Raw genomic sequence first — 18905 nt, 5'->3', positions numbered from 1 at the left:
TTATTAAAAAGCAGCCTTGATTTACCCTTCCTGAGGCAAGTTATTGAAGATTCAAATTTAGAAAATCATTGAGTTATGCAGACGACCCTCACAGCAGTTTTTGTCTATTTGTTGATTGCGTTAGCGATTGGAATTTTATCTTGCAAGCGCCATATGAGTTCTTCTGATTTTATTATTGGGGGACGTTCTCTCAATTTTTGGTTAACAGCTCTTGCTGCCCATGCAAGTGATATGAGTAACTGGTTATTCATGGGATATCCAGCAATGATATTTTTAGGAGGGGTGTTCAATATCTGGATAGCTATAGGGCTAATACTTTGTATGTTTTTTAATTGGAGATTAATTGCTCCAAAAATTCGAGTTTTGTCTGAAGAAACAAACACAGTGACTCTGTCTGGGCTCTTTGCAAATTCATTGGATTCTTCTGGAGGGATTCGAAATTTTTCTTCTGCTTTTTGCTGTATTTTTTATACAGTTTATATATCTGCTGGATTGATAGGTTTAGGTCAGCTTTCTGAAACTCTCCTTGGCGTTAGTTATCAAAGTGGGATTCTTTTTGGAACTCTAATTGTGGTTCTATACGTCATCATAGGAGGCTTTTCTACCCTAGCTTGGTTAGATTTTTTCCAGGGGACATTTTTAATGGGAGTGATTTTATTCGTCCCACTATACCTTTTACCAAGGCTAGGAGGTTTTGAGGCTATTTCTTTGAGTTTATATGAAAAGGGACTAGCAACTTCGTTATTTCCCAGCTTTCATTATTTAACGTACTTTAAAATAATTTCAATGACATTAGGATGGGGTTTGGGGTATTTTGGACAACCCCATATTATTACTAAATTTATGGGGATAAAAAAAACTTCAGAGATTCGCAAGTCCCAGAGAGTGGGACTATCTTGGATGGTTTTATCACTATTGGGAGCAACATTGGTAGGGCTTGTGGCTACAGCTTTTTTCAGGGTCCCTCTCAATGATCCCGAGATGATCTTTATTTCGATCGTAGAGTTAAGCTTTAGCCCGTTTATCTCAGGCTTTATTCTTTGCGCGATCATTGCTGCGATCGTAAATGTTACGAGTGCACAGTTGTTAACTCTTTCTTCTATTATTTCTCAGGATTTTTATAAGAAATTATGCTTAGGATCTTCTGGGAAAAGAGAGATTTTAATCACTCGCTTAAGTATTCTCATCGTTGCGATGATTGCCTTGTTCATCGCGTATTTAAAACCATCATCTATTTATTCTTTAGTACTTTATGCTTGGTCGGGCCTAGGAGCAACTTTTGGGCCATTGCTCATCCTATTGCTCTATTCTAAGAAAGTCACAAAGTTTGGAGCGTGGGTTGGGATATTATCTGGAGGGATATTATCTGCGGTATGGCCTTTCATAAATACTCTTTTTCCGATTGATATTGAACCACTGCTTCCTGCTTTTTCAGTAAGTCTTTTACTTAACTGGCTTGTATCTAAGATGACTTTATCTAGGGAAAATCTTTTTGAATTTTCAGAAAACTTAAAATTGTTTAAGGATTAGGAGGTTTAAATGGAAAAATTACTTATTTTGATCGCTTTGATTTTAACCTAACTGGAAGTGTCAATCTGTTTGGGGATATTAACCACCCTTCTGAGATGCGGTATAATTGGGAGAAAAATGAAATGGAAAGGCGGGAGCAGGAAAAAAAAGAGCAAGAAAAGGAAGAAAAGGAGCAGAAAGAACGTGGGCAGAATGAAAAGAAAAAATAAAATGGAAGTCTAGATTTTAAGGTGTTTGTTTGCTAAAAAGTTTCTATAGTAGTTTGAGTATATAAGGAAATAAGTTGTTGGAACTCTTTTTAAAAGATTAGGGCCTGGCAGAGAGTATTTGGTTTGAGCTAGAAATATTCGATTTTTAAACCCATCTTTTTTATACTTTAGAAGTATGTCAAAAAAGCCCTATGTTCATATTGAACCTTCAATTTTTGCCGCTGATTTTGGATGTTTAGCCGATGAAGCTAAACGAATAGAAGATGCTGGAGCGGATGCGATTCACTTTGACATCATGGATGGGCACTTTGTTCCCAACCTCAGCTTAAGTCCAAAAGCCTTAGCTGCTGTGAATCGTGCGACCGACCTTTTTCTTGATGTACACATCATGGTCTACCAACCCTTTGAATATGTCGAACGGCTGATTGAAAGTGGGGCTGATTGCATCACATTTCATGTCGAAGCGACCGAAGATGTCGAAGATACGTTAGCCTATATTCGCAAGTGCAACGTAAAAGCAGGCCTTGCATTTTGCCCTGAAACCACTGAATCGATCATTCCAAAATATCTTGATAAGTGCGATAAGATTCTCCTTATGACAGTACATCCTGGATTTGGAGGACAAGCATTTATTGAAGACGTCCTCGAAAAAATTCAATTCACACGCGATCTTTGTCATCGCCTCAACATCCGCCAAGGGGGAGTGGTTCCACAAGACGGAAACACCTCCGAAAATGCCCTTCCTCCGTTTGACATTCAGGTAGATGGGGGAATCGATGACAAGACAGCCCCTCTTTGTGTCAAAGCAGGAGCCAATCACCTTGTAGCGGGAACCTATCTCTTTAGAGGAGACGACATGAAATCCAAAATCGCTGGGCTTCGAGGTGCAAAAGCATGAAAAAGATTGTTGTAATGGGCGGGGGAACGGGAAACTTTGCCGTCTTAAGAGGACTCAAAAATTACGATCTCGATCTTTCTGCTATTGTTTCTATGGCAGATGATGGTGGTAGCACAGGGGTTTTACGTGACGAACTAGGTGTTTTACCTCCAGGCGATGTTCGTCAATGTTTAGTAGCTTTGTCTGACTCTTCGCGCTTGATGCGCAGTGTCATGAACTACCGGTTTGAAAATGGAGGACTTGGGGGGCATAGTTTTGGTAACCTTCTCTTATCAGCTTTAGAAAAGGTGACAGGCAGTTTTGAAAAAGCTGTCGAAGAAGTGGGGCGTATCTTGTACATCAAAGGAAAAGTCATTCCTGTGACAACGCACCAAGTCCGCCTAAAGATGGTTCTCAAAAACCGAAAGGTTTTAGAAGGAGAAAGGGAAATTTACCTCTCTGAAGAGATCGATAAAGGATATGAAAGCATCTACCTTGAACCGTTTCCTCAAGCAAATCCTCGAGCAATTGATGAAATTCGGAGCGCTGATTTAATTATTATGGGACCAGGTGGGCTCCATACATCAATCATTCCCAATTTACTTGTGAAAGGAATGAGCCAAGCTTTACGTGAAACCGCTGCAAAAGCGGTTTTTATTTGCAACCTCATGAACCGGAAAGGGCAGACAACAGGTTTTAAGGTAAGCGACTACCACCGTGAAGTGGTCCGTTTCATTGGAGAGGATATTTTTGACTACATTTTAGTGAATAACCAGAAACCTGAGAAAGAACTCATCGAACGGTACGCTAGTGAAGGGGAACTTGTTGAAAATGATATGAAAGACTCTAGGGTTATTTCAGCCCCACTTCTTGGAGAAATTGAAGCAAAAGACCGCGCTGATGTCTTATTAACACGAAGTTTGATTCGGCACCAATCGAAACAAGTAACGCAAGAGATATTGAAAATTGTTAATCATCTTTGACTTAGACGACACATTGATCGACACATCGGGATCGATCATTCCAGGCTTATTAAGAAACGCTTTGCAAGCCATGCAAAAGAAAGGGCTAGAAGTTTCAGATTTTGATCGTACCTATCAAAGACTGCTCCATTTTGATCGAAACCATCCTAACTCTCGGTCAGCGCTCTTAGAATTTTTAGAAATTTATGGCGCTCCACAAGCTTGCTATGATGAAGGAATTCGAGAAGTTTATGAAGAGCCGATTTACTCTAATCCCATTCAACCGATAGATGATGCGATCGAAGTTTTAAACGAGCTTGCAGAGTCATATCAATTAGCACTTGTGACCAAAGGAAAAGAACATATTCAGAAAGAAAAGATGAGACGTGCTAAGATACCAATTAAACTTTTTCGTTACCTTTGCTTTTGCGAAGAGGGGCCCCTTTCAGGCCCAGGAAAGAAGGGTTTTTATGAATCGATCGGGAGAGAGATCGGAATTTCTCCTTCTCAAGTTTTAGTTTGTGGAGATCGAATTTCAATCGATCTTACTCCTGCTAAAGAACTTGGGTATAAAACAGTTCAAATGAGATGGGGAAGGGGATTAGGTAATACTGGATTAAAAAAGGATGTCGATTATACCATTTTACATCTCAATGAACTTGGACCGATCGCCAAGCAAGTTAAAAATATGAGTTAACATGGCAACAAGTAACCAAATTTCTCCAGGAATGACCCTTTCGATCGATGGAAAGATCTATCGAGTCGAATTTAGCGTCCGGGTAACCGTAGCAAAAGGGGTTCCGTTTATAAAAACGAAGCTGAAAGATCTCATGTCAGATGAGGTCATCGAGAAGAATTTTAAAGTCGATCAGCCCGTTGAAGAAGTGACCTTAAGTGAGAGACGACTCGAGTATTTGTATTTAGAAGGTAAGGATCATCTTTTTCTCGACGTCGGAGAGCTCGAAGAGGTACTTGTTCCTGCAGCTGTGGTTGGAGATAAGGTCAACTATTTGAAAGAAAGCATCCAACTCAAAGCGATGTTTTATGGCGACACCATTTTTTCGATAGAACTTCCTCAGTTCCTCGAACTTATGGTGATGAAGTTAGAAGAGTTAAAATCAAAAGTCTCTGTTTCAAACGCGAGCAAACTTGCCCTTTTAGAAACAGGAGCGAGAGTGGAAGTTCCACTCTTTATAGAAGTAGGTGATATCATCAAAGTTGATACACACGTTGGTGAATACGTCCAACGTATATAAGATATGGAGAACTTGAAGTGGATTTAGACACAATTAAAAAACTCATGGAAGCGATGGAAGAAAGCGGAACAACCCGTGTTTCTTTAAAGGAAGAAAATGGATTCGCCCTTGAGTTAGAACGGAGTCCAGATTTTCATATGAAGCCTTATGTGCAGCATGCGGAGCCTCACGTTCAACATATGCAGCCAGCTCACCAGCCCCATCACAAGGTTGCAGAAGAGCTTAAGCAAGTAGCCCAATCAAGAGATGACGCAGGTGTTAAAATCATGTCTCCCATGGTTGGCACGTTTTACTCATCTCCTTCTCCAGATGATCCTCCATTTGTGAGTGTTGGAGACGAGGTAAAGGAAGATACAGTTGTCTGTATCATCGAAGCGATGAAAGTGATGAATGAAGTTAAAGCAGGGAAAAGTGGCAAAATCAAAAAGGTTTTTGTTGATAATGCCCATCCCGTAGAATTTGGAACCCAACTTTTTCTTATTGAAGCATAAAAGGACGCATGAAAAAAGTACTTGTAGCAAATCGAGGTGAAATTGCTGTACGGATTATCCGTGCATGTCATGATCTAGGACTTCAAACTGTTGCTGTTTACTCAAAAGCAGATGCAGAAGCTTTGCATGTTCTCCACGCTGACGAAGCAATCTGTATTGGCGAAGCTCCAGCATTGCAGTCCTATCTCAAAGTCCCCAACATTCTCTCTGCTTGCGAAATTACCGGTGCCGATGCAATCCATCCAGGCTATGGGTTTCTCAGTGAAAATGCGAACTTTGCCTCTATTTGTGAAAGTTGTGGTTTAACCTTCATTGGACCGTCGCCAAAGACAATTTCTCTATTGGGTGATAAAGCACGTGCGAAATCGATTGCGAAAAGTGTTCGTTGCCCTGTGATTCCCGGCTCAGATGGTGTGGTTGAAAATGTCGATATTGCTCTAAAAGAAGCCAAAAAAATTGGGTTTCCTGTTTTTATCAAGGCGTCAGCTGGTGGTGGAGGTAAAGGAATTCGCATTGCATACGATCCAGATGACTTTGCGCGAAAGTTTGCTGCAGCTCGGGCAGAAGCAGAAGTGAGCTTTGGGAATCCCGATATCTATCTTGAGAAAATGATCATGAATCCTCGCCATGTCGAGATTCAGATTTTAGGGGATAAGTACGGCAATTATGTTCACTTGGGGGAGCGTGACTGCACGATTCAACGTCGTCGTCAAAAGCTCATCGAAGAAACTCCAAGTCCTGTTCTCACGCCAGCTCTTCGCAAGAAAATGGGGGATGCTTCAGTCAACATTGCAAAAGCTGCAAAATACCATACAGTTGGAACCGTTGAGTTCCTTCTCGATGAGAAGAAAAACTTCTACTTCATGGAAGTGAATACACGCATTCAAGTTGAGCACACAGTGACTGAGGACTTGACTGGAATTGACCTTTTGAAAGAACAAATCCGGATGTCCATGGGTGAAAAGCTTAACTATAAACAGAAGAACATCGGTTTCAATGGCCATGTCTTTCAATTTCGGATCAATGCAGAAAACCCTTCGAAAAATTTCATGCCTTCACCTGGGTTACTCGAGTACTACATTCCACCAGGTGGACCCAATATCCGTATAGATAGCGCATGCTACTCTGGGTACAAAATCCCTCCCCATTACGATTCACTCATTGCAAAGCTGATTGTGAAAGGGCGTGATAGAGAAGAGGCCATCCGCATTGCCAAAAGAGCCCTTAAAGAGTTTCATATTGGGGGAGTAGATTCGACTATCTCCTTCCATCGATTCATGCTTAATAACCAAAAATTTATCTCAGGTGAGTACAATCTCGATTTCATTGATAACCTGATTGAGCAAGGGTGTAGCTTTACAGAAGATGAATCATAGTTTTCTCGAAAAAAAACAACCTCCAGGAAACGCCCTTCAACTTGACCTTCTCATCGATCGAGAAAAAATTGACGAGAGATTGCGTGCCTTAGCACAAGAACTCGAAACTCTTTATAAAGATGAAGAGATCACGATTGTTATGCTCATGAAAGGAGCCTTTTTTCTCGTTGCAGATCTCATGCGCCTTCTTCATCTCCCGATGCGCGTTGAAGCTCTCTCTTGCTCAAGTTACGGAGAGCGAGGGATGCAAAAAGGAGAACTCATCATTTCAGGATTAGAAAAACTTCGAGCTGAAGAGAAACACATTTTAATTGTTGATGACATTTTTGATATTGGTGACACCCTTTCTGAAGTATATGAAGTGTTAAAGCAGAAAAAGCCAGCTTCTCTCCGCTCACTTGTTCTCCTAACAAAAGATGTTCCCCATCAAACAGATTACCGTCCTGACTTTAGTCTATTTGATATTGAAGACCGTTTTGTTGTAGGATATGGTCTAGATTACAAAGAGTATTACCGCGGCATGCCCGACATTTACGCCATCAACCCATAAAGAGTATGAAAGGGATTATCTTAGCGGGAGGGTCTGGAACCCGCCTTTATCCAGTCACTTATCCGACAAGCAAACAGCTTCTACCCATCTACGATAAGCCGATGATTTACTATCCTCTTTCTGTTTTAATGCAGGCTCATATTCAGGAGATTCTTTTAATCTCAACACCCGAAGATCTTCCTCGCTTTCAACGTCTCTTTGGTGATGGCTCCCATTTAGGCCTTTCCCTCTCCTATGCAGAGCAACAAAAGCCAAATGGGATTGCTGAAGCATTTACAATTGGAGCTTCTTTTATTGGTGACGACACTGTTGCACTTGTTCTTGGCGATAATATCTTTTACGGCCACCATCTCAGTGATCTTCTTCATCAGTGTGGGGATCTCGAGTCAGGAGGGATTGTATTTGGCTATCAAGTGAAAGATCCCGAGAGGTATGGTGTTGTCGCATTCGATTCCAAGATGCAAGTGACAGACATCATTGAAAAACCAGCGCAACCTCCTTCTTCCTATGCCGTCACAGGCCTCTACTTTTACGATCAAACCGTTGTTGACATCGCACGCTCTTTGAAACCTTCTTGGAGAGGTGAATTGGAGATCACCGATGTCAACCGCGCCTATTTAAAACGAGGTGAGCTTCGTGTTCACCTTTTTGATCGGGGATTTGCTTGGCTCGATACTGGGACTTTTGAGGCCCTTCATCAGGCTTCAAACTATGTCCAAGCCATTCAAGACAGGCAGGGGATCCAAATCGCTTGTATCGAAGAAATTGCTTTCCAAAATGGGTGGATCACAGATGAGGATCTCCTTCTTCTAGCATCCAAACATGAGAAAAGCACGTATGGAAGTTATCTAAAAAGGCTTTGCACCTCGAAATCTAACGCCTAAAATGCCTCATATGCTATCCTCTTTCTCCAAATTAGGAGGATGCCAAATGGCTGACAAGGTTACAGTAAATTTTGGAAATATTCTCTATGCAGAAGATGATCAACTTTATCAAATAACTACCCCACTTATTCTTAGTAGAATTGGGTTCACAGTCAAGGTAGTGGGGAATGGCAAACTTGCCGTTGAGGAGTTTTCAAGTGATTCGAACTATTCGTCTGTATTGCTCGATAATCAAATGCCTATCATGACTGGGATCGAGGCTGCAAGGCGTATTTTGGAAAAAAAAACTGTCGACATAGTCCTTTTTACATCTGATGAGAAGCATACCGTCTCTGAGGCAGTAGATGAATTGGGGATTCGTTACTTAAAGAAGCCTGGAACAGAAATGGGCTTTAAGATTTTATACGCAAGCCTTCTGACGAAAAAATAGTTGTATGAGTCTATTTACGTGAGTTCTGTATGCCTATATTTTTGGAGTAATACAAAGCACTGAATATGGATAGTTTGTATACAAAAATCACACTCTATGTTATCGTTTCTCTACTTTTTACAGAAGGATTTCAACTCAGAAGAGATTAGATCCTTTTAAAAGAACAAGAGGAGAACAAATGGTTCTTGCTGCATCGCCTTCGAGTAATCGTATTCTTTATACAGACGACACAGAGTTTTATCGTATTTCAGTATCTGCTATGCTTACTAAATTGGGATACACTGTTCTATCAGTAGAAAGTGCAAAACGGGCTCTAGAAATTATTGCAAAAGATCAAAACTTTTTCTCGTATTTGACAGACTATCACATGCCAGAGATGAACGGTGCCAGTTTAATTAGGAAGCTTCAGGAATCTGGGATCAATGGGGATTTTGTATTGCATACATCTGATAGCTATGATGATATTGCGGAAGTCATCGATAGCTTAAAAATCCGATATTTGCAAAAACCGGCAACTCGAGAGCAATTTATCCAATTATATGGACGGGTCAATCAATGATGGTTGCTGTTTTTTTCTGAACCACCTTTTTCATAGGGCTAAGCACGATCTCATCACAAACAGTCCCTGCTCGCATCTTTAGAATGAGTTCCACCATTTCGGCAATATCCTCAGGCAATATCGCCTGTGAATCATCTTCGCCAGGTTCGAATCCAAGTGAATCGTAGAATGGAGTGCGAACCATTCCCGGTTGAATCATCGAGACATGTAACGAGCTTCGACTGCACTCTTCACGCAAACTTTGCGCAAAGCCGCGAAGGGCAAACTTTGAAGCGCAGTAGATGGTTCCCTTTTGTTTTCCTGCTAGAGATGCCTCTGAACCGATGAAAACAATATCAGCTCGCTTCTGTTTTTTAAGGTGAGGTAAGAGCTTTTTGATTAAAAAGACATGGCTTAAAAAATTGAGATCCATGAGAGAGCGAATCTGCTTATAGGAGAACTCCTCTAAATTGCCGAACTGTCCCCGTCCTACATTACAAATGAGAGCATCTACTTCTAAAAAGGGTTCAAGTTTGTCTGGCAGGGCGTCTAAATCGGAGAGATCGATTGCGCAAGGATGAAAAAATGGGTGTTTACTTTCTTGTGGATTGCGCGCAACTCCCCATACTTCATGTCCAGCAGCAAGGAGTTGATTTGTGATAGCAAGTCCGATACCCGAGCTTGTTCCTGTAATCAAAACTCTTCGGCACATACGAATAATTTCCTCTTATCAAAGTAGTTTAACAGTTTTTCATGACAAAAACGGAGTTTTTCTTGAATTCTTGGACCTTCTTGGTTGATCGCAAGCAAGGAGTCATGAGGCTTGAGGCGCTTCATTTCTTTCATCACCGGTTTTGGCAGTCGAAAAGCTCCTAAAGAGACAGAATGAAGCAAGGTCTCATCGACGACAGCGAAGACCTTCTCGAAGAAATGGGTGTAATGATATTCGAAATTATCACAATCAATAATGGGGTCAAAACGCAGGCCAATTTTCCATCCAGCTTCCTGCAGCTTTTGAATGGCTTCAAGCCGTTTTACAAGGGGAGGTGTCTTTTTCTCTAACTCCTGAATGAGTGGCTGAGGGCTAAGGCTAAAGGCAACGACGCAGTTTGGAAAAGGGGTTTGTTTTAAAAGCTCCCGAATGAAAACACTTTTTGTTCGCAATTCAAGCTCCGCATTTGGGTGCTTGCGGAAGAAGGGGAGGAAAGCAGAAAGAAAACCTGTCTTGGCGTCCATGGCCAAACTATCCCCATCGTAGCCCGAGAAAAAAGTCGCTTTGTCCTCACCCATTTTTTCTTTGATTTCCTCTTGAAACTCTTCGAAATTTACGAAGAGGACAAAAGATGCTGATCGGTACATTCCTTGAAGAAAACAGTAGCGGCAATCAAAAGGGCAGTTGAGAAAATGAGAAAAGTAATAGTTGTGTTTTGCCCCAATGCCGTATCCAGGGGGAGTTGGGTAAATTAAAGTCCCATGCTTTTTTGCGAGGATGAAACTGGCCTGTTTTTTTTGAAGGCGAAAGTGTTGGTTTTTTCTGTTAAAAATCTCAGGATAACGATCAATCGGAATTACATGGGAGGGTTTCAGTTTTTCGAGGACTTTCAATGTGCGAGGGTGGGTTTGCACCTCCTTTTCCACATATACAAACGTCATGAGAGGGGAAGGGAGAGGTTTTTTAAGTGGTTTTCAAGAAAGGTCAATGCTTCCTTCGCCGTTTTCTGCTCTGTGAAGTCTTGAGAAAAAAGGACCTGATCTGGGCAAAGCAGTTGCCATCTTTGAAGATGATTTTTAAGTTGGTGTGTTTCACAAGTGGTGAAGTGCCATTTTTTTAGACATTCATCTAGAAATGGGATGTTTAAAGGGGCAATTTCATCGATGAGCCCGTGCATTTCATCTAAGATTTTTTGAATCAAGTTAACTTGATCAGAAATCAGTTTTTCAACGAGCTTTTTATTCACTTCAGTTGCTGGGTGTTTAGCATTATCCGAGATCACTTTGAAGACGTGGATCATTTCTAGTGGAGTGAGTTTAGAAGCAATCGAGTAGAAACCTGCAGCTTCCATATCGTAAACATAGTTTGTTTCATACGTATGCTCGGGATTTTCAACCGTCAAACAGACCTCAGTTTCACAAGGAGGAGTGAACACAAAACTCGGAAAGAAAGACGAACGGCGCCCTTCATCGATAATCTTATGGATGAGAAGAGGAGTCCCTACTTGATGGAACTGGTGGCCTCCGATTCCAACATTGAGGTAACCATAAATGTCTTCATCGCGATGGATTGCTGCAAGGTAGCTGCAAGCAGCACCTGCTTTAATTTTTCCGACACCAGAGATAATCAGTTTGACTTGGTCATTTTCCCAGATGGGGAAGAGGTGATTTCCGGAGAGGGGCTTGAGAGCGAGCGCTTCGATAAGTGGGTTAGCTTCTGCTTTGAGCGCCACTTCAATACAAATCATAAATCTATCTTCTACCTAAAACCAAAAATTTCTAAATAAGACTGTATCCCAATCTTATTTTGGATGGTGGGAAAAAATAGTTGGGATGTGAAGAATTTCTGAATCAGATTTTTCAGATCTGAGCGCAGCGGAATAGCCATAGCTATTTCCAAGCGAATAGATGAAAAAGATGGCCAGAAATTACCGCAGACCAACTATTTTTTCCCACCAACCTCAGGTTAAAAGGTGGCACCCAGATTCGAACTGGGGATCAGAGCTTTGCAGGCTCCTGCCTTACCGCTTGGCCATGCCACCATTTATTCAAGGAAAACCATTATCAGGGATGAAAGGGTTTGGGTCAAGGCTATGAAGAGATAATTTGTTCATCCAACCCTTTCAAGTGGCTTTCAGTTTGGTTGATGGCCCCCTGAAAAATGTAGTGGAGAAGAAAAAGAGATTTTGACAGCTCTTCAACATGAAACCTGGAATTTTGAATAATAGTTTTTGTAAGGTCAGTCTTTGTTTGAAGGTGGGGTTTTTGTAGAGATCCGTCATTTTTATCCATGATTTGTTTAAAGTCACGTCGCAAAAGTGTTGCTGTTTGATTTAGTGTACGCAGGTCTGCCCAGAGAGCTCCAAAAAAAGCTGCTGCGGCAAAAAAGACTAAGGAAATAGTGGTGAAGAGACGAGTTGAGACGTGCCATACATAGAAGGCCAAGCCTGTATAAAAGCAAAACTTCCCTAAATAGTAGCTAGCAGGAATCATGAAATCCATGATGTTATCAATTTTGTCAATCGTGGTAGCGATTTTATCAGGAATAAAGGGGGTAGGAATGCTTTTTTTAGGGGTTCTTGCGAGGAAAGCCGTGCGGTTTTTTAACTCTTCAATTTTATCATTGGTTTCTTCTTTTGCTCCTTCTGTCATTAAGAGCCAATAGATGTCTTGTGCATACCCCCAACCAGTAGTGAGAAGGTAAAGCATATTTGGACTGATACTAGGATTTGCCATTTTCACTCAATTTTAACCTTGTACGGGTACTAATGTTAAAGAAATCCTAGAATGAGATCAAGAAAAAGGCGCTTTTTTTAGCGCCTTTGGGAAAAATTTAAGCTTCGCGTTTTGAAACGATGTCTAAATAAGGGCGAAGAAGAGGTTCGATGAAAGTCGTGTTGTATTTAAGTGTATTGCAGAATGTGGTCCAACGTTTTGTCACTTCTTCACTATCGATGTCAAAGCTATCTGCGTCTTGCTTTTGAGTCCACTCATGAAGTTCTTTCACAGCCTGGTATGTTTGGTACGAGTCATATAAAAGTGTTCCTGAAACTAGAGCAGAAATTAAGGTAAAAGGTGAAAAGACAGCTGCAAATGTAGAAACGTATGATTGAATGTAGAAAATTGCTGAAAACGCAAACGTTCCACCAATTATAGTTTCAGCTAAACTTGCGCTATCGAGGATCATCTCTACGAAGTTTTGCACTTTTTCAAGAGTTGCTTCTGCATCAATTGAGATTGCTTGCGCTTTTAGATCGGCAGGCAATGTTGTTGCTTTGGCGATAAAGGGGGCCAAAAAATCTCGGACAGTCGAGAGTTGCATGATTATCTCCTATATTTAAAATAATTTTGATAGTTAGGAGAGTATTATACATTAAGTCCAAGTTTATTTGGCTTTTAAAGATTTTTTAATCTAGTGCCTTTTTTTCCATTCTGCTCCAAAGATATCCAAGGTATCTGAGAGGGGGGCTCACAACCCGGGTAACGGCAGAGTAACCCATTTGAGCGAAATGCCATGCCTTTGTCCACTTATCAGTTGTCGTGTCTCCAGCTATCTTCAATCCTTTGTAAAAATTCTCTTGAAGAAATCCTTGCTTGGCGTTGTTGAAAAATTTTGTTGCTTTTTCAATGTAAGGTCTAGCAATGGGCTCAACGAGCCAAGTGCGGTATTTAAGCTGCGTTGAGAACTCAAGCCAACGATTGTACACGCCATCATTGATCACAAAGGTATCGTTAAAGTTAGGATACTTCTTAATGACCCAATCATTAAGCTCTTTTATGGTCTGATACGTGCGAAATGTATCATATGTGATGATCCCTGAAAGGAGCATTGTGAGCGTTGTGATCGGAGAGAAAATGTAAGAGACTGTTGAGAAGTAGGAGTGGATGTAATAAACGGTCGAAAGGACGAGAACTGCTCCTGCTCCTGTTTGAACAACAGCAACGGCATCCATGATACTTGTGACAAGCTTTTGGGCTTTTTCCGAAGAGGTTTGAAAAGTAGGTTGATTTGCTGTGAAGTCATCTCCGATCGCTGTTACGCTTTTTTCGATTTTTTTCGGGATGTCGATGACACCTTTAAAAACAGTTGCAATGCCTTCTTTAATATCATTGATATGCATACTCTAACCTTAAAAATTATCTTTCCTAGAGTGAGATATTATATGAACCTATCCAACTAAATTTTTTATCCAAGTATAAACTACCCCCAATATTACCAATCCATTCCATATCACGAATAAACGCTCCCATCGCATCAATAGCCGACGACAACGTCTTTTTAACCAAGCAAAAGCTCGTTCTACCTTCCAGCGTTGTGGGCTCAATTTGAAGAAATGGGTAACTTCGTTAATTTCTGGCGCCCATCTTCCTTTGATTTTCCGATAGGGAATTAGAGGAAATATTCCCATGTTTAACAAAAACTGACGTAACCAGCCTGCATCATAACCTTTGTCTGCCTCAAGAACAACTACTCGCCCTTTGAGTGACTTTAATGGAAGCTGTGTAAGCAATCTGCTAACTTCCTGTTTTTCATCCCCCTTTGCATCGGTAGTTGTAATGGCTATTGCATTGCCGTTTTTATCGATAAGCAAGTGAAGCAGAACTCCCTTGCCTTTATAACCATAATCAACTTTTTCCCCTCCTCCTGGAGCGGGGGGAAAAAGAACCGTCCACAGCTACTTGAGAAAGATCAACTTTTCCTTCCATTATTGCTATCTGTAATAGCCCACTCATCACCTTATCAAAAACTCCTTCAACACTCCATTGCTTTAACCATTTGTGAGCTGTAGAACGAGGGATAAAAAGAGAGGAATCTGTCGGAAGATCCGCCCAACGACATCCTCTCGTTAAGATAAAGAGTATTGAATTCCAGGTTTTGCGTAGATCACTTCGAGGAGTTCCTCTCTCCAAAGGAAAAGTATGGTCCATAAGACCTTCAATGAGTTGCCATTGTTCATCTGATAAACACTTAAATCCTGCCATGTCATCTCCTAAATTTTTTTAAAAGAATATAGCATTTAACTTTTTAGTTGGATAGATTCATAAGTAGAAGATGTTTTTTTTCTACTTTAAACTCAATAGAGTTCAACAGTCTAAGAGATTAAGCTATTTTTGAAAGTTTTTCAGCATTTTCAGAATTTATCTTTAAAGGAGTTGTTCCATTTAGAAGATTTTTTAACCCGGTCTTGGATGTCTTGAACAACTCCCTGAAAACACATTTTTATCGATCATGTTTGTTATGCATTGTCTGAGTCCTTATTTGATCAGATATTCGCTTGATGTCGAGCAGGTATGTTGTTACTTGATGGAAATAGGGGGCAAAAAACGGCTTTAAGAACAAAGGAGTTTGTTTATTTTGTTCTACGAACTCATTCCAGCGGTTGATTACAGTATCATCGATCATGAAAGGGGTGTTAGGATCGGGGTATTGTGTGATTACCCAGTCTTTGAGTTGTTTTATATTTTGATGATGTCTATGGAAGTCGTAAATCCCCACCAACGCTAAGGTGGTTATTGCTAAAGAGATGAATTGCAAAGGAATAAACCTGGTTAAATAGACACAAATTGCGCCTATTGCAATTAAATGTGTATCAAAGGCAGGAACATCTGTAATACTTGAAATAAGATTTTGGACTTTTCTCGAAGTTGTTTGAGGAATAGTGCTAGGGTCCGAAAAGTCTTCCACTATAGCCCTAATATGAGGGCTTACACGTTCTTCAAAATATAAGTTGATGATACTCATGTTTTTCCTCCAAAATATCTTTTTTTGGGAAATAGAATATCAAAAACCCTATTATTTTCCTTTAATTTCCAAGTGGATTCCAACCGCTAAAGAAGTTAGACCATTTTTTATTTTCTGGATCGCGGAACCAACGCACGACTCCCAATTTATCGAAGGTAGAAAGGTCTTTAGACATTTTTTCAAAGAGAGCGGAAGTTTGGTCGAGGGCATATTTGGAAACAAAGCCGATAAAAAGTGTCTGACCGTTAAGATCTTCTTTGAAAGTTTCCCACCTTTTGCAGAATTTGTCATTGATATAAAAAGGGTCGGTCCCATTCGGAAATTCCTTTTTAATCCAGTCTTGAAAATCTTGGACAACTCCTCGTGATTGATAGACTTCAAAACCAATGACACCGGAAGCAAGGCTTGCGAGGAAGAGAGGGGGAGTAAACATGAATGAAATAAAGCCTGGGAAGATCTGATAAATCAAATAACAAGAAATCGAAGAAGTGAAAAAAACTCCTGATGAAACATTTTGAACAAGAGCTCCAACATCCTGAAAACCTGTGACAAACTTCTGAACTTTTTCAGAAGTCGAACACTTTTTACTTTGAAAATCGGTGACAACCGCTTCGCCACTTTCTTTGAAGGTATCTAATACCGATGTCAATCCGCAACTTGTCGAAGGAAAAAATATTTCTAGCACCATGCTGAGCCTCCTAACCTTGATTTTTTCTAAGTCGGAAAATATGATAACGAGTTATTCATTACTTGTGTAGAGTTTAAATTTGATTAAGAAGCATTTAAAAGAAATTGGAGAGTTCCTAGGCCTTGAAAGAGGAACAGAAATCTATCCTTCTTCAGCTGCATTTGATAGCCGCAAAATAGAACGGAAAGGGCTTTTTTTTGCACTCGAGGGAGAAACTCACGATGGGCATACCTTTTTAAAGGAGGTTGCTCAAAAAGGAGCTTGTGCAGCGGTTGTTTCCCAAAAGTATCAAGGGCCTGACTTTGGGCTAACCCTCTTTCCTGTACCCGATGTTCGGCTAACATTACAAGCCTTAGCAAAGTGGGTCCACCAAGAAGATCCTCCCTATGTGATTGCAATCACTGGAACAGTTGGAAAAACAACGACAAAAGAGTTCATTGCAAACCTTTTGAAGGAGAGGTATAGGCTTGCTAAGCCAATAGGGAGTGCGAATTCACAAGTGAGTTTACCCCTCATGCTTCTTAATCAAGCAGAATCTGTCGAGATGCTCGTATTAGAAATGGGGATGAGCTTTCCTGGAGAAATTTCACGTCTCATCGACATTGCTCCGCCTGATTTCGGAATTCTGACAAAAGTTAGTTTAGTTCACTCACAAAATTTTGATACGATTGATGACATTGCGGCTGCGAAAATGGAGCTTTTTGAGAAGACGGATGCAGGATTGTTTAACCTCGACACGATGGAATTTCCTGCCGTTCAAGAAGGAGCTCTGCGGAAAACCTTTTATAGCATAACCGATCCTCACGCCGATTACTTTCTCAAGAAAAATGGCGACCAAGTTGTGATTGTGGAAAAAGGAAAGGAGAGTCCTCCTCTGACTGTGCCATTTCAAGCGACCCATTTGCTCGAAAACTTTTTGTGTGCAGTAGCGGTTGCTCGTATGCATGAACTGACATGGGATGAAATACAGCATGGCGCATCGGCTTTGCAACCCTATATGCATCGATTTCAGGTGATTTTGCGAGAGGGGATTCAATTTGTTGACGATTCCTACAATGCTAGCGTGGTTTCGATGAAAGCTGCGTTAGACAATTTACCGAGAGGAAAGAAAACAATTGCTCTATTAGGTGATATGCGGGAACTAGGAAAATTTTCTAAAAAATGTCATGAAGAAGTGGCAACTCATGCCTTAGACATTGTCGATCATTTACTCTGCATTGGAAATGAAATTCAGCCGATGATTGATGTGTTTGAAGCCGCTGGAAAGCCTGTTGAAAAAGTCGGTTCCTGTGAAGAGGCTAAAAAGCGAATTGCCGCCCTTGCAACACAAGGTGATGTAGTTCTTATCAAAGGGTCGAATTCCTTAAAGCTCTGGAAGACTTTGGAATAGTCTGTCTATGCGAATCATTTTTAACGAAACGCTGTACTAGATCACTTCCACTTGCTATCATACGAAATATGATGCTCATGTTTCTTCAGTTTTTAGTAGCCCATTTTCAAGTCAAAATTCCTGCGGTTTTTTGGTACTCTTCCACACGCATGATTTTAGCTGCCATTACAACGCTTTTAATGACAATTTTCTTAGGGCCTTGGGTGATCCGAAAACTCTACGCCCTCAAAACAGGGCAATCGATTCGAGTAGAGGCTTGCCCTCAACTCGCAGAACTTCATCAAAAAAAGAAAGAGACTCCCACGATGGGAGGGCTGCTGATCCTCCTTTCGATGATGATTGCTCTCTTCCTTTGGATGGATTTGCGGAGTAGCTTCACGTTGATTTTTCTCATTGCGACTGTTTGGTTAGGGTTGCTGGGGGGGATTGACGACTATCTTAAGATGAAGTACAAGAACTCGAAGGGGTTACGAGCGCGGAAGAAATTCGGTTTTCAGATTTTATTTTCTGGCTTGCTTGCCCTTTTTTTGATTTGGACCCCTATGTCAGAGTCATTACATCATGGAAGTTGGTTTTCACCTCCGATTTCAAAAGAACAAGTGACCGAAAAGCAAGAAACCTTGACTTCACAAGAAACTTACGGACGTTATTTTCTTCCCTTTAAAAAAGCCCCCTTTTTTACCCTTGCAGGTGGAGGCCTCATTCTCGCATTTTTTATCACGATGTTTGTGGTGACAGGAGCATCCAATGCCGTCAATTTAAGTGATGGACTCGATGGTTTGGCTTCAGGACTTATATTACTTGTCGGAGCAGTACTGGCGCTTTTTGCTTTTTTATCCAATAACATTGAAATGGCCCGGTACCTCAACATTCCATATCTTGAAGGGAGTGGGGAAATTGCCGTTTATCTGTGCGCACTTTGCGGCGCCTGTTTAGGTTTTTTATGGTACAATGGGTATCCAGCAGAAGTTTTTATGGGCGACATCGGCTCTCTTTCTCTTGGAGGAATTTTAGGGACAGCTGCTGTCTTGCTCAGACGTGAATTTTTGCTTGCTCTTGTCGGTGGTGTTTTTGTTTTAGAAGCCTTATCGGTGATTCTTCAGGTTCTCAGTTACCGTTACCGGAATAAAAAACGGATCTTCCGTTGTGCTCCACTACATCATCACTTTGAGTTTAAAGGGTGGCCTGAAGCGAAAGTGGTGGTCCGGTTTTGGATCGTCGGTCTTATTTTAGCCTTGTTTGGCTTAGCATCTATTAAATTTCAGTAACA

23 protein-coding genes and 1 tRNA gene are annotated in these 18905 nt (G+C 40.9%); 13 read left to right on the top strand and 11 right to left on the bottom strand.

The genetic code is table 11. The features are described 5' to 3' along the window. Positions 1–75 precede the first annotated feature (75 nt). From SNE_RS08975 to SNE_RS08925, 11 genes are all read left to right on the top strand, one after another. Positions 76–1530, top strand: a complete 1455-nt coding sequence (locus SNE_RS08975) for a sodium/proline symporter (protein ID WP_013944093.1) — start codon at positions 76–78, stop codon at positions 1528–1530. A gap of 384 nt (positions 1531–1914) precedes the next feature. Further along, positions 1915–2637 (top strand): ribulose-phosphate 3-epimerase, encoded by a 723-nt coding sequence (gene rpe, locus SNE_RS08970; protein WP_013944091.1) that lies wholly within the window; start codon positions 1915–1917, stop codon positions 2635–2637. After that, positions 2634–3599: a gluconeogenesis factor YvcK family protein gene (locus tag SNE_RS08965; protein ID WP_013944090.1), complete on the top strand. Its 966-nt coding sequence runs from the start codon at positions 2634–2636 to the stop codon at positions 3597–3599. The genes rpe and SNE_RS08965 overlap by 4 nt, the downstream gene beginning before the upstream one ends. Next, on the top strand, positions 3583–4275 hold the full coding sequence (locus SNE_RS08960; RefSeq protein ID WP_013944089.1) for an HAD family hydrolase: 693 nt from the start codon (positions 3583–3585) through the stop codon (positions 4273–4275). The genes SNE_RS08965 and SNE_RS08960 overlap by 17 nt, the downstream gene beginning before the upstream one ends. Before the next feature lies 1 nt (position 4276). Next, positions 4277–4834, top strand: coding sequence for an elongation factor P (locus SNE_RS08955; RefSeq protein WP_013944088.1), 558 nt, complete (start codon positions 4277–4279; stop codon positions 4832–4834). Positions 4835–4851: 17 nt separating this feature from the next. Beyond that, entirely contained in the window at positions 4852–5325 is a 474-nt protein-coding gene (gene accB / locus SNE_RS08950; protein WP_013944087.1) for an acetyl-CoA carboxylase biotin carboxyl carrier protein, read from the top strand. Positions 5326–5333: 8 nt separating this feature from the next. Next, positions 5334–6701: an acetyl-CoA carboxylase biotin carboxylase subunit gene (accC, locus tag SNE_RS08945; protein WP_013944086.1), complete on the top strand. Its 1368-nt coding sequence runs from the start codon at positions 5334–5336 to the stop codon at positions 6699–6701. Beyond that, a complete protein-coding gene (locus SNE_RS08940) occupies positions 6691–7251 on the top strand; it encodes a phosphoribosyltransferase (RefSeq protein ID WP_013944085.1) in 561 nt (186 codons plus the stop codon). The genes accC and SNE_RS08940 overlap by 11 nt, the downstream gene beginning before the upstream one ends. Positions 7252–7256: 5 nt before the next feature. Then, positions 7257–8135, top strand: a complete 879-nt coding sequence (gene rfbA, locus SNE_RS08935) for a glucose-1-phosphate thymidylyltransferase RfbA (protein ID WP_013944084.1) — start codon at positions 7257–7259, stop codon at positions 8133–8135. A gap of 46 nt (positions 8136–8181) precedes the next feature. Next, entirely contained in the window at positions 8182–8565 is a 384-nt protein-coding gene (locus SNE_RS08930) for a response regulator (RefSeq protein ID WP_041418996.1), read from the top strand. Between the two features lie 178 nt (positions 8566–8743). Further along, the gene (locus SNE_RS08925) at positions 8744–9124 is read left to right on the top strand and encodes a response regulator (protein WP_013944082.1); all 381 of its coding nucleotides are present in this window, start codon (positions 8744–8746) and stop codon (positions 9122–9124) included. On the opposite strand, the gene SNE_RS08920 is transcribed toward SNE_RS08925, so the two are convergent. The 11 genes from SNE_RS08920 to SNE_RS08870 all read right to left on the bottom strand — a co-directional run bounded on the left by SNE_RS08920 (position 9114) and on the right by SNE_RS08870 (position 16245). Then, on the bottom strand, positions 9114–9815 hold the full coding sequence (locus SNE_RS08920; protein WP_013944081.1) for an SDR family oxidoreductase: 702 nt from the start codon (positions 9813–9815) through the stop codon (positions 9114–9116). The two genes, SNE_RS08925 and SNE_RS08920, sit on opposite strands and share 11 nt — an antisense overlap. Further along, positions 9797–10756: an SPL family radical SAM protein gene (locus SNE_RS08915; RefSeq protein ID WP_013944080.1), complete on the bottom strand. Its 960-nt coding sequence runs from the start codon at positions 10754–10756 to the stop codon at positions 9797–9799. The genes SNE_RS08920 and SNE_RS08915 overlap by 19 nt, the downstream gene beginning before the upstream one ends. Continuing rightward, positions 10753–11562 carry a hypothetical protein gene (locus SNE_RS08910; RefSeq protein ID WP_013944079.1) on the bottom strand — a complete coding sequence of 270 codons (810 nt, stop codon included), beginning with the start codon at positions 11560–11562 and terminating at the stop codon, positions 10753–10755. The genes SNE_RS08915 and SNE_RS08910 overlap by 4 nt, the downstream gene beginning before the upstream one ends. 223 nt (positions 11563–11785) lie before the next feature. After that, positions 11786–11856, bottom strand: a tRNA-Cys gene (locus tag SNE_RS08905). A gap of 49 nt (positions 11857–11905) precedes the next feature. Then, positions 11906–12550 carry a hypothetical protein gene (locus SNE_RS08900; RefSeq protein WP_013944078.1) on the bottom strand — a complete coding sequence of 215 codons (645 nt, stop codon included), beginning with the start codon at positions 12548–12550 and terminating at the stop codon, positions 11906–11908. A gap of 97 nt (positions 12551–12647) precedes the next feature. Next, positions 12648–13136: a hypothetical protein gene (locus SNE_RS08895; RefSeq protein WP_013944077.1), complete on the bottom strand. Its 489-nt coding sequence runs from the start codon at positions 13134–13136 to the stop codon at positions 12648–12650. Between the two features lie 85 nt (positions 13137–13221). Beyond that, on the bottom strand, positions 13222–13935 hold the full coding sequence (locus SNE_RS08890; RefSeq protein WP_013944076.1) for a hypothetical protein: 714 nt from the start codon (positions 13933–13935) through the stop codon (positions 13222–13224). 48 nt (positions 13936–13983) lie between these two features. After that, the gene (locus tag SNE_RS08885) at positions 13984–14490 is read right to left on the bottom strand and encodes a transposase (protein WP_079891495.1); all 507 of its coding nucleotides are present in this window, start codon (positions 14488–14490) and stop codon (positions 13984–13986) included. Beyond that, positions 14441–14797 (bottom strand): transposase, encoded by a 357-nt coding sequence (locus tag SNE_RS08880; protein ID WP_013943592.1) that lies wholly within the window; start codon positions 14795–14797, stop codon positions 14441–14443. The genes SNE_RS08885 and SNE_RS08880 overlap by 50 nt, the downstream gene beginning before the upstream one ends. A 238-nt stretch (positions 14798–15035) precedes the next feature. Beyond that, positions 15036–15557, bottom strand: coding sequence for a hypothetical protein (locus SNE_RS08875; protein WP_013944075.1), 522 nt, complete (start codon positions 15555–15557; stop codon positions 15036–15038). A gap of 61 nt (positions 15558–15618) precedes the next feature. Then, a complete protein-coding gene (locus SNE_RS08870; protein WP_013944074.1) occupies positions 15619–16245 on the bottom strand; it encodes a hypothetical protein in 627 nt (208 codons plus the stop codon). 79 nt (positions 16246–16324) lie between these two features. Between SNE_RS08870 and SNE_RS08865 the strand changes: the two genes are divergently transcribed. Together SNE_RS08865 and mraY are read left to right on the top strand one after the other, a co-directional pair. Continuing rightward, a complete protein-coding gene (locus tag SNE_RS08865) occupies positions 16325–17635 on the top strand; it encodes a UDP-N-acetylmuramoyl-tripeptide--D-alanyl-D-alanine ligase (RefSeq protein ID WP_013944073.1) in 1311 nt (436 codons plus the stop codon). Positions 17636–17703: 68 nt separating this feature from the next. Continuing rightward, entirely contained in the window at positions 17704–18903 is a 1200-nt protein-coding gene (gene mraY, locus SNE_RS08860) for a phospho-N-acetylmuramoyl-pentapeptide-transferase (protein WP_013944072.1), read from the top strand. Positions 18904–18905 lie beyond the last annotated feature (2 nt).

Origin of the sequence: Simkania negevensis Z, from assembly GCF_000237205.1 — a bacterium.
Lineage (GTDB): Bacteria > Chlamydiota > Chlamydiia > Chlamydiales > Simkaniaceae > Simkania > Simkania negevensis.
The sequence above is the reverse complement of the archived record's forward strand: the minus strand, read 5'-3'. Positions and strand labels throughout refer to the sequence as shown.

Coding starts and splice junctions, on each gene's coding strand:
- SNE_RS08880 (WP_013943592.1), bottom strand. CDS start 14,797: ATGGCAGGATTTAAGTGTTTATCAGATGAACAATGGCAACTCATTGAA.
- SNE_RS08875 (WP_013944075.1), bottom strand. CDS start 15,557: ATGAGTATCATCAACTTATATTTTGAAGAACGTGTAAGCCCTCATATT.
- SNE_RS08940 (WP_013944085.1), top strand. CDS start 6,691: ATGAATCATAGTTTTCTCGAAAAAAAACAACCTCCAGGAAACGCCCTT.
- SNE_RS08895 (WP_013944077.1), bottom strand. CDS start 13,136: ATGCAACTCTCGACTGTCCGAGATTTTTTGGCCCCCTTTATCGCCAAA.
- SNE_RS08925 (WP_013944082.1), top strand. CDS start 8,744: ATGGTTCTTGCTGCATCGCCTTCGAGTAATCGTATTCTTTATACAGAC.
- SNE_RS08890 (WP_013944076.1), bottom strand. CDS start 13,935: ATGCATATCAATGATATTAAAGAAGGCATTGCAACTGTTTTTAAAGGT.
- mraY (WP_013944072.1), top strand. CDS start 17,704: ATGATGCTCATGTTTCTTCAGTTTTTAGTAGCCCATTTTCAAGTCAAA.
- SNE_RS08955 (WP_013944088.1), top strand. CDS start 4,277: ATGGCAACAAGTAACCAAATTTCTCCAGGAATGACCCTTTCGATCGAT.
- SNE_RS08900 (WP_013944078.1), bottom strand. CDS start 12,550: ATGGCAAATCCTAGTATCAGTCCAAATATGCTTTACCTTCTCACTACT.
- SNE_RS08965 (WP_013944090.1), top strand. CDS start 2,634: ATGAAAAAGATTGTTGTAATGGGCGGGGGAACGGGAAACTTTGCCGTC.
- accC (WP_013944086.1), top strand. CDS start 5,334: ATGAAAAAAGTACTTGTAGCAAATCGAGGTGAAATTGCTGTACGGATT.
- rpe (WP_013944091.1), top strand. CDS start 1,915: ATGTCAAAAAAGCCCTATGTTCATATTGAACCTTCAATTTTTGCCGCT.
- SNE_RS08975 (WP_013944093.1), top strand. CDS start 76: ATGCAGACGACCCTCACAGCAGTTTTTGTCTATTTGTTGATTGCGTTA.
- rfbA (WP_013944084.1), top strand. CDS start 7,257: ATGAAAGGGATTATCTTAGCGGGAGGGTCTGGAACCCGCCTTTATCCA.
- SNE_RS08920 (WP_013944081.1), bottom strand. CDS start 9,815: ATGTGCCGAAGAGTTTTGATTACAGGAACAAGCTCGGGTATCGGACTT.
- SNE_RS08870 (WP_013944074.1), bottom strand. CDS start 16,245: ATGGTGCTAGAAATATTTTTTCCTTCGACAAGTTGCGGATTGACATCG.
- SNE_RS08910 (WP_013944079.1), bottom strand. CDS start 11,562: ATGATTTGTATTGAAGTGGCGCTCAAAGCAGAAGCTAACCCACTTATC.
- SNE_RS08930 (WP_041418996.1), top strand. CDS start 8,182: ATGGCTGACAAGGTTACAGTAAATTTTGGAAATATTCTCTATGCAGAA.
- SNE_RS08915 (WP_013944080.1), bottom strand. CDS start 10,756: ATGACGTTTGTATATGTGGAAAAGGAGGTGCAAACCCACCCTCGCACA.